Origin of the sequence: Sphingobium cupriresistens LL01 (assembly GCF_001046645.1) — a bacterium.
GTDB classification, from domain to species: Bacteria; Pseudomonadota; Alphaproteobacteria; order Sphingomonadales; family Sphingomonadaceae; genus Sphingobium; species Sphingobium cupriresistens.
Map to the genome: position 1 here is coordinate 1,236,954 of NZ_KQ130434.1, position 12,604 is coordinate 1,249,557.

Below are 12,604 nucleotides of genomic sequence, written 5' to 3' on the forward strand. Positions count from 1 at the left end.
GTCCGGCAGGCGAAAAGCGGACTTTGGCGCAAAGCTTGCGCAGGGCCGCCCGTCATCCTCCGATATGGACGTTGTTGTCGCACATTCAGGCGGCGTTCGTGGGGGTCATGACGATCACCGCCCCCTCCGTTCCATAAATGCCGTGCAACCGGGCGATCGCCGCGTCAGTTGGCGCGACCGAACCATCGTTGGTCAGCAATTGAGTGGGAAAGCGCATGTCGCCTTCGCCGCGCAGCACCCGCTCCATCCGCTCGCGAAAATGGGGCCGGGCGGGCAGCGCGACCAGATCGGCGACTGGGGCGTCCGCCAGCCGATCGGCGGTCAGACCCACCATCGCGCAGAAACTGTCGTTCACGACATCGATGAAACCCCGCATCGATACGCGGACATAGCCCACACCGCCATGCACGCCCATCGCCTTGAGGATGGCCGATTTGACGTCAGCCAGCCGGTGGCGCTGCATGTCGGCGGTGATGTCCCGTAGCAGCAGCGCGACGCCGCTGGCAAAGGGGAAGGTCTGGACATGCAGCCAGACATCGCTGCGAAAGGGGGACGGGATATCGGCCGCGCTCGCTTCGCCAGAGGCCAGACTGTGGCGGATATGCGCCTCCGTCAACGTGCCGGCCAGTTCGGGAAAGGCGTCCCATAGCGACTGTCCCTCCAGATGCCGGTCCCAGCGTTTGGCCATCGCCAGAGCGACGCCATTGACATAGTCGATGGTGAGGTCGCCGCGGCACAGGACCAGGCCCTGATGGATGCGGGCGGCGAGTTCGAAGGTGCGGTCGGGCGCCACCGCGCCATCATCGCCGATCGTCATCGTGCGGAACCGGTCAAGCCCCATGAAGACATGGGTTTCGCGGCCATGATGGGTCACCATCACCGGTTCGTGCGATCCGACCTCGCGCCAATGGGCGAAATTGCGCACCAGTTCGGCGGCGGGCACGCTGCGCCTGCGTCGATCGTCCAGCATCCTGTCGGCACTCCGTTGTCGTGAACGCAGGCAGGATAATGCAGAACGGACTGTGGTTGTGGCGCAGTTCGGTCCGTTTCGGAACGAGGGCAGTCGCAAGAGCAGCCGATCCGATTGCATCTGCTCAGTTGCTCTAGTCTTTTGATTTGGCGCGTTTTCCGAGTCAGCAGGTGAATCTGCCGGCTTGAAAAACGCTCTAGATTCCCCGCTGATAATCCAGCGCGTCGAGGATCTTGCCACCCGCCATGAACACGGCGCCGGAACAGGCGAGCGCCAGCAGATGGCCGCCGGCGCCGGGATATTGCTGCATATAGACATGGCCGCGCTCGGCAGCGCCCAGCGCGAGGGCATAGATCACCAGAAACGCCTCGAACTTGGTCTTGATGATGAAGAGGCTCTTGATCCGTTCCATATCGATTCCATCCGGCGTTGCCCCCGCCATCAGGGCGAAAGATCGCCCGACAGCTGCAAATGGTCAACAAGCGTTAACCATGATTGCTCGATCCGGGCAATCAGCCGTGTGTCGCTCAAATCCTGGGGCGCGATCGATTCTGGCCAATATTGGGACACGATCCGCGCAATATTATCCAACTGCGCTTCGTCCACCAGGAAGCGCGGATCGATGTCGACGGGATCGGCGACGACGCGCAGCCGCAGGCAGGCGGGGCCGCCGCCATTGGCCATGGATTGACGCACATCGACCGGCACGACGCGGCGGATCGGGCCGTTGCCCGCGATCATCTGTTCCAGCCAGGTCCAGACCGCGGGGGTGTCCCGCGCCTCTGTCGGCAGGATCAGCGCCATGCCGCCATCAGACAGGGTGACGAGTTGCGCGTTGAACAGATAGGATTTGATCGCATCGGCCAGGCTGACCGCGCTGGCGGGCACCTCCACGATCTCGACGCAGGGCAGGGCGACGCGCAGATCGGCGTAGAAAGCGTCCTTGTCGGCAAAGGCCTGCTCATGGGTGAACAGCACGCGCTCGTTCGCCACGGCGACGACGTCATTATGGAAGGCGCCCGCAGCGATCGCGGCTTCGGACTGTTCGACGAACAGGGTGCGCGCCGGATCGAGGCCATGGATGCGGGCGACCGCCTTGCTGGCCTCCCGATGCTGGCGGGCGGGGAAGGCGCCGCCCGACCGGCCATAGACGAACACCTCCACGCCCGGCTGGTCGTGGCGTTCGGCCAGACGCATATGATTGGCCGCGCCCTCGTCGCCAAAGGGGGCGGGGATGGGATCATGGACGGCAAAGGCGCGGGTGTCGGAAAAGGCGATCCGGAGCTGCGCCAGAGTCTGCGGCCATTCATGGCTGCGATGCGGCATGGTGACGAGATTGGCGACGGTCAGGTGTGTCCGCCCATCCGCCGTGTCGCTGGCGGGCGACACCGTGGCGGCGTTGGCCGCCCACATGGAGGAAGCGGACATGGCGGCCGCTCGAATATGGGGATCGGCGTCGCCGACATCGGTGCCCAGCTTCGTCAGCCAGGCGACGTCGGGCCGCCATTGTGGCAGGAAGATGCCCTGGGCGAGGCCGAGGCGGATATTGCCGCGCATCTTTTCCAGCCCCTGTAGCGCCGCCGCGCGCGGATGCGCCACCGCGCCGGCATTGCGCGCGGACGCGAGATTGCCGAGGCTGAGGCCCGCATAATTGTGGCTGGGACCGACGATCCCGTCGAAATTGATTTCCCGGACGCTCATGCCCGCCCCGCCATGGTGAAGGAGCCGCCGGTTTCGAGGCCGAGCCGCGCCGCGCTGGCCGCGTCGAGCGACACCGCGCCATTCGCGCCTTCCTGCACGAAGCCCCAGGTGCAGCGATAATCGGCCAGCTTGCCGGTCGCGATCAGCATCTTGTCCCCACCCTTTTCACGGGTGGCGGAGAGGATGACGTCGCGGGCCGCTGCGATCGTCTTTAGCTGGTCGATCTGTCCCACCATGGTCGGGCCGCCGTCGAAGATGTCGACATAGCCGGCATTGTCGAACCCCTCCGTCTCCAGCATCCGCATCGCCGCGCGGCCATTGGGGTGGGGCAGGCCGATGACGGCGCGGGCGCTGTCGGTCAGCATGGCGGTATAGATGGGCGTCTTGGGCATCAGGTCGGCGATGAACTGATTGCCGTTCACCGCGTTGAACTCGTCCGCTTCCTGAAAATTCATGCCGAAGAAGCGACCGGCCAGGCCGTCCCAGAAGGGCGATCCGCCCGCTTCGTCGATGACGCCGCGCAATTCTGCAATCACCCGGTCGCCAAAGCGCGCGCGATGGCTGCGGATATAGAGATAGCGGCTGCGCGCCAGCAACAACCCCAGCCCCTCGGCCCGCTCGCGCGGGTGAAGGAACAGGCCGCCGACCTCGACCGATCCTTCCAGATCGGTGGTGAGCGAAAGCATCTGCGCGCGGAAGGTGCGGCCCAGTTCCCGGCTATGCTGGGTCAGCACGCCCAGGCGATAGGAGTAGAAGGGCCAGCTTTGGCCCACGGTCGAGAATATCTGGCAGGTACCGCGGACCTGGCCCGTCTCGACATTTTCCAGCACCATGACGATCAGTTCGTCTTCGATGCCGTCGCCTTGGCGTGCGAGCGCTTTTTCGGTGCGCTCCAGCTTGGCGGACAGCGCCGTGCGATCGGGCGGCAGGTTGGTGAAGCCGCCGCCGGTCAGCTTCGCCATCTCATAGAGCGTCTGCAAATCGTCGGCGCGCGCGATGCGCATGATGAAGCTCAAGCGGTGATCCCCTCTTTTATAAATTGCGCCGGATCGAACTGGCCCTGCGCGATCCGCCACAGCGCCAGCGCGGATAGTTGCGCCCGTTCGGGCAGGCTGTCGGTCAGCAGAAATTCGGCGTCGCTATGGATGTTACCGCCGCGCACGCCCATCGTGTCGACCACCGGCACGCCGCAGGCCGCGATATTATTGCCGTCACACACCCCGCCGGTATCGCGCCAGCCGATGGTGAGGCTGAGGTCCGCGCCGCATTGCCGCACCAGGCCGAACAGCGCCTGCGCCTTGGGGTCCATGGGCTTGGGCGGGCGACCAAAGCCACCGTGGAGATGCAGGCTGACGTCATGGTCGCGCGCGACATCGGCCATGGACCGGTCGATCAGGGCGCGGGCGACGACCTCGTCTTCCGGCGTGCGCGGCCGGAAATTGACGCGCAACACGGCATGGTCGGGCACGACATTGTTCGGGCTGCCGCCATCGATCTTCGCAGGGTTGCAGGAAAATCCGGCACCGCTGCCCGCCTTCAGCCGCAGCGCCAGGTCAGCGGCGGCGAGCAGGGCGTTGCGGCCGTCATCGGGGTTGCGCCCGGCATGGGCGCTCAGGCCCGTGACGATGATGGAGAAATTGCCGCTCCCCGCCCGCGCGCCGGCCAGCGTGCCGTCGGGCAATGCGGACGGCTCGTAGGTGAAGGCCGCCAGCTTACCCGCCGCCAGTCCCCGCAACAGCGCCGCGGACGATGCGCTGCCTACTTCCTCGTCGCTGTTGATGACGACATCATAGCCCAGCGTGGCGACAGCGTCCGATCCCTCGATAGCATGGAGCGCTGCGAGCATGACCGCGATCCCGCCCTTCATGTCGGCGACGCCGGGGCCGTTGAGGACGCCCGGCTCCAACCAGCGTTGCTGCTGGAAAGGGTGATCGATGGGGAACACCGTGTCCATATGCCCGGTCAGGAGCAGGCGGATGGGCGCGTCGGGGCGCACGGACAGATGGAGATGGCGACCATGGTCGATCGTCTGGACGCGGCCGTCCGGCGATATGCTTTCGACCGGCGCGGGATCGACCAGTCGGATCGCGCCGGGCAGCGCGGAAAAGGCGTCGGCCAGCACATCCGCCATCCGGGCCAGCCCGCCCAGATTGCGCGATCCGCTGTTGATCGCCGCCCAATCCTGCGTCTGCGCCAGCATCGGCGCGGCGGCAGCGCGGTCGAGCAGCATTCGTTCCTGCGATGAAAAATCCCTCATCTGCTCTGGTCTATCAGAGCGCCGGGCGCGTCTCCACCCCCGCAATAAAATTGCGTGGTTCAGAAATCATAGGTCAGGGTCAGGCGACTGAGGGTGTCCAGGTCGCGGGTGGACAGCAATGTCTCCGATTCATATTGGATGTTATAGGAAAAAGCCGCCGACAGCCGTGTGCTGACCTTGGTTTCGACCGAGGACAGGGCGTTGAGGGTATAGACGTCGCTTTCGGCGTAGCCCGATGCGGTCTGCTTGAACGTCACCGTCGGCGTCGCGCGCCAGGCCAACGCCATCGATCCGCGGACGCCCAATTTGGTTTCCCGTTCGCCGATCATATATTTAACGTGGCGGATGGATGGACCGATATCGGCCGATAGATCAATCGGTTTGCTGACGATCAGCTTATACCCGACGCCGATTGACGAGGTGTATCGCTCGTCATAGCCGATCGACGTGTCACGTTCGAACTGCGCGAGACCGTAGACGAAACCGCGCGGATCGAATTCATATTTGGGTTCGTAACCCGCGAAATAGCGCTCGCGCGAGGTTACGCCATTGGCGCGGCGATAATCGACGGCGGCGGTCAGTTTGTGCGACCATTGCAGCCCGGCGCGAGTCGCGGTCGCCGCCAGGGTAATGCCCAGTTCGCTGGTGGAACCGGTAGAGCGGAAGCCGCCCGCTTCGACCCGGCCAGTCCATAGTTCGTTGAAGCGCGCTTCGCGAATCACAGTGTCGTGGGTCGCCTTGGTCCGCTCCTTCCAGCTATTGACCATGCGCTGGATTTCGTCGGCCGACGCCGGATTGGTCTGCTTGGCGATCTTGGACACAGTGGCGATGTCGGTTTCATTGCCGTTGGCGATCGCCGCCTCCATCATTTCGCGGACAGCGGGGGGCAATAGTGCCGATTCGCCAGCCTGCGCCGCGGCGGGCAGGGCGAAGAGCAGCAACGACAGGGGGATCAGACGGGCATACATGGTCCCGTCATAGCCAAGCGACCGGGGATTTTAAGCCCCCAAAACGCCTGTCGGGTCAGATAAGCGCGCGAAACTCCTGCAATATGTCGCGGTACAGCTTGCGCTTGAACGGCACGATCAGGTCGGGCAGCGTATCGGGGATCGTCCATTTCCATTCCCGGAATTCGGGATGCTTGGTTTGGATATCGATGTCGCCGTCCTGGCCGACGAAGCGGGCGAGATACCAATATTGGCGCTGGCCGCGATATTTGCCGCCCCATAATTTGCCGACCAGTTCAGGCGGCAGATCGTAAAAATGCTCGTCCTTCGCCTTGGCGATAATCTCGACCAGTTCGGGGCGGATGCCGGTTTCTTCCTGCAATTCACGCAGCGCAGCCGCCCTGGCATCCTCGCCTTCGTCGATCCCGCCCTGCGGCATCTGCCACGCCTCGACCACATTATCGAGCCGCTGGCCGACGAATATCTTGCCGTCCATATTCACCAGCATGATCCCGACGCAGGGGCGGTATGGCAATTCTGTATCGTTCGGCATCGATGCCATATCATCCCCAAAAGAGTTCGGTTTCGGGCGTTGTCCGTCCCAAAGACCGCCATTGGCGCCGCTTCCCGACGCTTGGGTCAGAATAGGCAGCGGAAGGCTCCGCGTCCATCGGTCGAATCGTCCGCCTGCCGATTTGTGGCGATGCGGTGGAAGATGCGACGAGGGATGGGATGACGGCAATATGCCCCAATGGCCGCTTGGAACCGGCGGCGGCGCGGCGCATTGCCCCGGCATGTCCGCTCCCCTTCTCCTCTGGCTCCGCCAGGATCTCCGCCTGTCCGATCAGGCCGCCCTGGCCGCCGCCGTCAGCGAAGGGCCGGTGATCCCGGTCTATATCCTGGATGATGAAAGCCCGCGCCAATGGGCAATGGGCGGCGCGACGCGCTGGTGGCTGCACCATAGCCTTGCGCGGTTGGACGAAAGCCTGCGCACGAAGGGATCGCGCCTGATTCTGCGGCGCGGGCGCAGCGCGGATATGTTGGCGGCGCTGGCGAAGGAGGTCGGCGCGTCGCGGGTCCATGCGCTGCATCATTATGAACCCTGGTGGCGCAACGCGGAAAAGGCGGTGGGCAAGGCGCTCGACCTCTGCCTGCATGACGGCGGCCTGTTGTTGCCGCCCGGCGCGGTGCGGACCGGGGCGGGCGGCATGTACCGTATCTACACGCCCTTTTCCCGCGCGGTGATGGAGCATATGCCACCCGCCGCGCCGCATCCCGCGCCGCACAGGATCGACGGGCCGGCGCACTGGCCGGCGAGCGATTCGCTGGACGACTGGGGCTTATTGCCGACGAAGCCGGACTGGGCCCAGGGTTTCGCGGCGGACTGGACGCCGGGCGAGCAGGGCGCGCGCGCCAATGTCGCGCATTTTCTGGACGAGGCCGGCGATTATCCGACCGCGCGCAATCTGCCCTCGATCGAGGGGACATCGCGCCTGTCGCCGCATCTGCATTTCGGCGAAGTGTCGCCTGCCTATGTGTGGCACCGGGTCGAATCTTCAGGGCATGATGCAACGATCTTCCTCAAGGAATTGATCTGGCGCGATTATGCGCATGTCCAGATTTGCGAATTTCCCGCCTATGGCACTGAAAATGCGCGATCGAATTTCGATGCGCTGCCTTGGCGCGACCTGCGGGAGGCGAGGGCCGATTTCACCGCGTGGAAGGCGGGCAGGACAGGCTATCCGATCGTGGACGCGGGTATGCGGCAGCTTTGGACGACGGGCTGGATGCATAACCGGGTGCGCATGATCGCCGCCAGCTTCCTCATCAAACATCTGCTGATCGACTGGCGGCATGGCGCGCGCTGGTTCTGGGACACGCTGGTCGATGCGGATTACGCCAATAACAGCGTCAATTGGCAATGGGTCGCGGGCAGCGGCGTGGACGCCAATCTGTTCACGCGAATTATGGCGCCATTGACCCAGTCGGACAAGTTCGACGCGGCCGACTATATTCGGTCATGGGTGCCCGAACTGGCGGAGCTGTCGGACGCGGCGATCCACGACCCCGACGCCCATGACGCGCGCCCTACGGACTATCCGGCGAAGATCATCGGCCATCGCGAGGGGCGTGAACGGGCATTGGCCGCCTATCGTCATAGCAAGGGGTGATTGCAGCGGCGGGCGGCTTGCGGCAGGATTGGCGTCATGAACGCCATCACTCCCCGGCGCGGTCGGCGCGCGCTATCGATCAAACATCCACCGCGATCCGGCGCACCCGGCCTGGCGTCGCGCGCGCTGGCGCCGTCTTTCCATCGCCTGCTCGACCGGATCGACCAAGGGCTGGAGGCGGGCGAATTGCACGCCTCGCTGCCGGACGGCACAAATCGCCTGCTGGGCGGTCGGGCGCCGGGGCCGCGTTGCGAAGTGGACCTGCGCTCCTGGCGCGCGCTGGTGCGACTGGCGGTGGGAGGATCGGCGGGCTGGTATCGCGCCTGGGCGGCGGGCGAGTGGGCCAGTCCCGATCCGGTGCCGCTCTTCGCCCTGTTCATGCGCAATGCGGCGGCGCTGGGGCAAGCGGCGCGGCCCCGCGGGCCGGGGCGGTGGATAGGCCGCGCGATGCACGGGTTGCGGCGCAACAGCCGCACGGGATCGCGGCACAACATCGCCTATCATTATGATCTGGGGAATGATTTCTACCGGCTCTGGCTCGATGAAAATATGCATTATTCCAGTGCCTTGTTTATCGATTCTGCGAATCAAGACGAGGATTTCGAGCAGGCGCAGCGGCGCAAGGTCGATGCGGTCCTCGACCGGCTGGACCTCACCGATGGCGCGTCGCTGCTGGAGATCGGCTGCGGTTGGGGCGGTCTGGCCGAACAGGCGATGGAGCGGTGCGCGATCGCCTATAGCGGACTGACCCTGTCGACCGAACAGGCCGGCTATGCCCGCGATCGGCTGGGGTCGGGCGCGCAGATTTTGCTGACCGACTATCGCGATGCGCTGGGCCAATATGACGCCATCGCCAGCGTCGAAATGGTCGAGGCGGTGGGGCAAGCCTATTGGCCCGCCTATCTCGCCGCCATTCATCGGTTGCTGAAGCCCGGCGGCAAGGCGGCGATACAGTATATTTTGATCGATGACGCGATCTTCGACCGCTATGCCCGCGGCGCCGACTTCATCCAGACCTATATCTTTCCCGGCGGGATGCTGATGTCGGAAAGCCAGTTCCGTGCGCTGGCGGAGGCGCAGGGGCTGGAATGGCGCGACGTCCACCGCTTCGGCCTGGACTATGCCGAAACGCTGCGCCGCTGGCGCGAGCGGTTCGACCGGGCGATCGAGGAAGGCCAGCTCCCGGCCAGTTTCGACCAGCATTTCGTGGCCTTATGGCGCTATTATCTGATGTATTGCGAAGGCGGCTTTCGCGGCGGCGGCATCGACGTGGCGCAAGTGACGCTGGTCAAACCGGCGTAGCTGTCAGCCTTCGACTCGTATCCTGTGGCCGGTCGGCGCATCGGACGCGACCAGATTGACGATCGCCTCGGCCACCACGTCCGGCCCCTTGAGGCTCGCCGGGTCTTCGCCGGGGAAGGCGCGGGCGCGCATCGCCGTGCGGGTCGCGCCCGGATCGACGATGTGGGTGCGGATGGCGGAGATATTCTTCATCTCCTCGCCATAAGCGCCGACCAGCGTTTCCAGCGCCGCCTTCGACGCGCCATAGGCGCCCCAATAGGCGCGCGGCGCCACGACCGAGGAGGTCAGCGCCACGACCCGCGCATCGCCGCTAGCGCGCAACATGGTGTCGAAGGCGGCGATCAGCGCCTGCGGCGCGGCGATGTTGAGCGTCAGCAGCCGGGCGAATTCCTTGACGTCGATCGCCGGGACCGCCGCCAGCGCGCCCAGCGTCGCGGCGTTGAGCAGGAGAATGTCGAGCGCCTGCCAGCGACCGCCGATAGCCTGCGCCAGCCGGCCGATGCTCTCGCCATCGGTCAGGTCGAGCGGCGCGATGGTCGCATGGCCGCCAGCCTTGTGGATGCGATCCTCCACCTCTTCCAGCCCGCCCGTAGTCCGAGCGGTCAGCACCACATGCGCGCCCGCCGCGGCCAGCGCTTCGGCCGTAGCGGCGCCGATGCCACGGCTCGCCCCGGTGACGAGCGCCAATTTGCCGGAAAGCGGGCCAGAAAGGGGAAGGTCGGAAGAAGACATATAAATCCGTTCGTGCTGAGTAGGGGCTGAGCGTGTCGAAGACCCGTATCGAAGCATCCTTCGATACGCCACTTCGACTTCGCTCAGTGGCTACTCAGGACGAACGGGTCGATGTAAAGGGTCAGACCACGCGCTCGGCGAGCAGTTCCAGCTGGTTGGTCACCACCACGTCATCCTGATCGGTGAGCGTCGTGGGATAATCGCCGGTGAAGCAGGCGTCGCAATATTGCGGGCGGATGTCGGCGCGTTTGGCTTCGCCCAGCGCCTTGTACAGGCCGTCGATCGAAATGAAGGACGGGCTGTCGGCATGGATGAAGTCCTGCATCCCGCCCACGTCCAGCTTGTGCGCCAGCAGCTTGGTGCGTTCGGGCGTGTCGACGCCATAGAAGCAGCTATGCTTGGTCGGCGGGCTGGCGATCCGCATATGAACCTCCGCCGCGCCGGCCTCGCGCATCATCTGCACGATCTTCAAGGAGGTGGTGCCGCGCACGATCGAATCGTCGATCAGCACGATCCGCTTGCCCTTTATCAGCGCGCGGTTGGCGTTGTGCTTCAGCTTCACGCCCAGATGGCGGACCTTGTCCCCCGGCTGGATGAAGGTGCGGCCGATATAGTGCGACCGGATAATGCCCAGTTCGAACGGGATGCCCGATTGCTGGGCATAGCCGATCGCCGCCGGCACGCCGCTGTCGGGCACCGGGATGACATAGTCCGCCTCGACAGGGTTCTCGATCGCCAGTTGCGCGCCGATTGCCTTGCGCACCGAATAGACGCTGGAATTGTCGATGATCGAATCGGGACGGCTGAAATAGACATGTTCGAAAATGCAGGGACGCGGATGCGTGTCGCCGAAGGGGCGGTGCGACCGGATCTGCCCGTCATTGGTGACGATGACCAGCTCGCCCGGATCGATGGTGCGCACATAGTCGGCGCCGACCACGTCGAGCGCGACGGTTTCCGACGCGAAGATGGTCGTTTCGCCGAGCGTGCCCATCACCAGCGGGCGGATGCCCAGCGGATCGCGGCAGGCGATCATGCCTTCGGGCGTCATGACGATCAGCGAATAGGCGCCCTCGACCTGCTTCAACGCATCGATGAACTTGTCGAGCAGGGTGCGATAGCTGGACGTCGCCACCAGATGGATGATGACTTCGGTGTCGGAGGTCGACTGGAAGATGGAGCCGCGGCGAATCAGTTCGCGGCGCAGCTTCATCGCGTTGGAGATATTGCCATTATGGGCAATGGCGAAACCGCCGGAATTGAGTTCCGCATAGAGCGGCTGCACGTTGCGGAGCGACGTTTCGCCGGTGGTGGAATAGCGCACATGACCACAGGCGGTATCGCCGGGCAGGCCGCGAATCACCTCGTCCCGGTCGAAATTGCCGGCCACATGGCCCATCGCCCGGTGGGTATGGAAATCATGCCCGTCCCAGCTGGTGATGCCGGCGGCTTCCTGCCCGCGATGTTGCAGGGCGTGAAGGCCAAGCGCGACGATGGCGGACGCTGTTTCCGCGCGGGAAACACCGAAAATGCCACATTCCTCGCGCAACTTGTCGTCGTCGAAGGGGTTTGTCGTAATCATGGGTGCGAGCGGTTCCATAGCCGTTCCTGACAGGCCCACAGGGCCGTCTTTGGGCGCGCATATAGGGACTTCCGACCGCTTTGTCGCCCTCCTGTCATAAAAAACGTGATGGGACGAGCAAAGGCGGCGCTTCGCGGGCTTTGCTATCGGCAAAATGCCCTACTGGCGCTGCGTTGCGCGCCCGGCTAAAGACGCAGCCCTGATGCATCGTTTCGCCAATCCCGCCCGCTTTTTGAAGATCGCGCGTCCGCTGACGGGCTGGCTGTTCTGGCCCGGCCTGCTTCTGTTGCTCGCCGGTTGCGCCTGCGGGCTTTTTCTGACCCCGGCAGATTATCTTCAGGGGCAGACGGTGCGGATTCTCTATATCCATGTGCCGGCGGCCTGGCTCGGCATGGGCGGCTGGAGCGGGATCGCCATCGCCGCGCTGATGCAGCTTGTCTGGAAGCATCCGCTCGCCGCCGTCGCCGGGCGCGCCATCGCCGCGCCGGGCGCGCTGTTCACCGCCATCTGCCTGATGACCGGCTCCATCTGGGGTCGCCCGACCTGGGGCACCTGGTGGGAATGGGACGGGCGGATGACGTCGATGCTGGTCCTTTTCTTCCTCTATCTGGGCTATATCGCGCTGGGCAATGCCAGCGCCCGGCAGGCGCAGCAGGGCGGCGTCAGCAATGTGACCGCCATTTTCGGGCTGGTCGGCGCGATCAACATCCCGATCATCAACCGGTCGGTGGTGTGGTGGAACAGCCTGCATCAGGGGCCGTCCATCACCCTGCGCGGGTCGAGCATCGACGGATCTTTGCTCTGGCCGCTGGGACTGACATTGCTGGGCTTCACCCTGCTGTTCGGCGGACTTGTGCTGATGCGGATGCGCGCGATCCTGGCGCAGAACAAGGTCGAGGCGCGGATGCAGCGGCTTGCTCGTGGATAGGGCCAGGGGGTAGT

The 12,604-nt window shown here is 64.7% G+C and carries 12 protein-coding genes; 3 read left to right on the forward strand and 9 right to left on the reverse strand.

Annotated features, from left to right (window positions below; all coding sequences use genetic code 11):
- Positions 1-85 precede the first annotated feature (85 nt).
- From V473_RS05995 to V473_RS06025, 7 genes are all read right to left on the reverse strand, one after another.
- Entirely contained in the window at positions 86-970 is an 885-nt protein-coding gene (locus V473_RS05995; RefSeq protein WP_066601478.1) for a PAS domain-containing protein, read from the reverse strand.
- 196 nt (positions 971-1,166) lie between these two features.
- Positions 1,167-1,382 carry a hypothetical protein gene (locus tag V473_RS06000; RefSeq protein ID WP_066605181.1) on the reverse strand — a complete coding sequence of 72 codons (216 nt, stop codon included), beginning with the start codon at positions 1,380-1,382 and terminating at the stop codon, positions 1,167-1,169.
- Between the two features lie 29 nt (positions 1,383-1,411).
- Positions 1,412-2,671 carry an N-succinylarginine dihydrolase gene (locus V473_RS06005; protein WP_066601480.1) on the reverse strand — a complete coding sequence of 420 codons (1,260 nt, stop codon included), beginning with the start codon at positions 2,669-2,671 and terminating at the stop codon, positions 1,412-1,414.
- Positions 2,668-3,687 carry an arginine N-succinyltransferase gene (locus tag V473_RS06010; RefSeq protein WP_066601486.1) on the reverse strand — a complete coding sequence of 340 codons (1,020 nt, stop codon included), beginning with the start codon at positions 3,685-3,687 and terminating at the stop codon, positions 2,668-2,670. The genes V473_RS06005 and V473_RS06010 overlap by 4 nt, the downstream gene beginning before the upstream one ends.
- Positions 3,684-4,928 (reverse strand): hydrolase, encoded by a 1,245-nt coding sequence (locus tag V473_RS06015; RefSeq protein ID WP_066601488.1) that lies wholly within the window; start codon positions 4,926-4,928, stop codon positions 3,684-3,686. Before V473_RS06015 ends, V473_RS06010 begins: the two co-directional genes overlap by 4 nt.
- A 59-nt stretch (positions 4,929-4,987) precedes the next feature.
- A complete protein-coding gene (locus tag V473_RS06020; protein ID WP_066601489.1) occupies positions 4,988-5,896 on the reverse strand; it encodes a DUF481 domain-containing protein in 909 nt (302 codons plus the stop codon).
- A 55-nt stretch (positions 5,897-5,951) separates the two neighbouring features.
- The gene (locus V473_RS06025) at positions 5,952-6,437 is read right to left on the reverse strand and encodes an RNA pyrophosphohydrolase (RefSeq protein ID WP_066601491.1); all 486 of its coding nucleotides are present in this window, start codon (positions 6,435-6,437) and stop codon (positions 5,952-5,954) included.
- A gap of 232 nt (positions 6,438-6,669) precedes the next feature.
- Here V473_RS06025 and V473_RS06030 point away from each other — a divergent pair, with 232 nt between their 5' ends.
- On the forward strand, positions 6,670-8,046 hold the full coding sequence (locus tag V473_RS06030) for a cryptochrome/photolyase family protein (RefSeq protein WP_066605183.1): 1,377 nt from the start codon (positions 6,670-6,672) through the stop codon (positions 8,044-8,046).
- 36 nt (positions 8,047-8,082) lie between these two features.
- Positions 8,083-9,348 (forward strand): SAM-dependent methyltransferase, encoded by a 1,266-nt coding sequence (locus V473_RS06035; RefSeq protein WP_066601495.1) that lies wholly within the window; start codon positions 8,083-8,085, stop codon positions 9,346-9,348.
- A gap of 3 nt (positions 9,349-9,351) precedes the next feature.
- Here V473_RS06035 and V473_RS06040 read toward each other — a convergent pair whose 3' ends face one another.
- Complete coding sequence (locus V473_RS06040) at positions 9,352-10,080, reverse strand: SDR family NAD(P)-dependent oxidoreductase (RefSeq protein ID WP_066601497.1); 729 nt, start codon at positions 10,078-10,080, stop codon at positions 9,352-9,354.
- Between the two features lie 121 nt (positions 10,081-10,201).
- Entirely contained in the window at positions 10,202-11,662 is a 1,461-nt protein-coding gene (gene purF / locus V473_RS06045) for an amidophosphoribosyltransferase (RefSeq protein ID WP_244884341.1), read from the reverse strand.
- A gap of 202 nt (positions 11,663-11,864) precedes the next feature.
- Here purF and ccmC point away from each other — a divergent pair, with 202 nt between their 5' ends.
- A complete protein-coding gene (gene ccmC / locus V473_RS06050; RefSeq protein WP_066601507.1) occupies positions 11,865-12,590 on the forward strand; it encodes a heme ABC transporter permease CcmC in 726 nt (241 codons plus the stop codon).
- Positions 12,591-12,604 lie beyond the last annotated feature (14 nt).

What these genes read in the sequence shown, in the direction of transcription:
- V473_RS06005 (WP_066601480.1), bottom strand. Translation starts at nt 2,671, where the DNA reads ATGAGCGTCCGGGAAATCAATTTCGACGGGATCGTCGGTCCCAGCCAC.
- V473_RS05995 (WP_066601478.1), bottom strand. Translation starts at nt 970, where the DNA reads ATGCTGGACGATCGACGCAGGCGCAGCGTGCCCGCCGCCGAACTGGTG.
- ccmC (WP_066601507.1), top strand. Translation starts at nt 11,865, where the DNA reads ATGCATCGTTTCGCCAATCCCGCCCGCTTTTTGAAGATCGCGCGTCCG.
- V473_RS06015 (WP_066601488.1), bottom strand. Translation starts at nt 4,928, where the DNA reads ATGAGGGATTTTTCATCGCAGGAACGAATGCTGCTCGACCGCGCTGCC.
- V473_RS06035 (WP_066601495.1), top strand. Translation starts at nt 8,083, where the DNA reads ATGAACGCCATCACTCCCCGGCGCGGTCGGCGCGCGCTATCGATCAAA.
- purF (WP_244884341.1), bottom strand. Translation starts at nt 11,662, where the DNA reads ATGATTACGACAAACCCCTTCGACGACGACAAGTTGCGCGAGGAATGT.
- V473_RS06020 (WP_066601489.1), bottom strand. Translation starts at nt 5,896, where the DNA reads ATGTATGCCCGTCTGATCCCCCTGTCGTTGCTGCTCTTCGCCCTGCCC.
- V473_RS06040 (WP_066601497.1), bottom strand. Translation starts at nt 10,080, where the DNA reads ATGTCTTCTTCCGACCTTCCCCTTTCTGGCCCGCTTTCCGGCAAATTG.
- V473_RS06025 (WP_066601491.1), bottom strand. Translation starts at nt 6,437, where the DNA reads ATGGCATCGATGCCGAACGATACAGAATTGCCATACCGCCCCTGCGTC.
- V473_RS06000 (WP_066605181.1), bottom strand. Translation starts at nt 1,382, where the DNA reads ATGGAACGGATCAAGAGCCTCTTCATCATCAAGACCAAGTTCGAGGCG.
- V473_RS06030 (WP_066605183.1), top strand. Translation starts at nt 6,670, where the DNA reads ATGTCCGCTCCCCTTCTCCTCTGGCTCCGCCAGGATCTCCGCCTGTCC.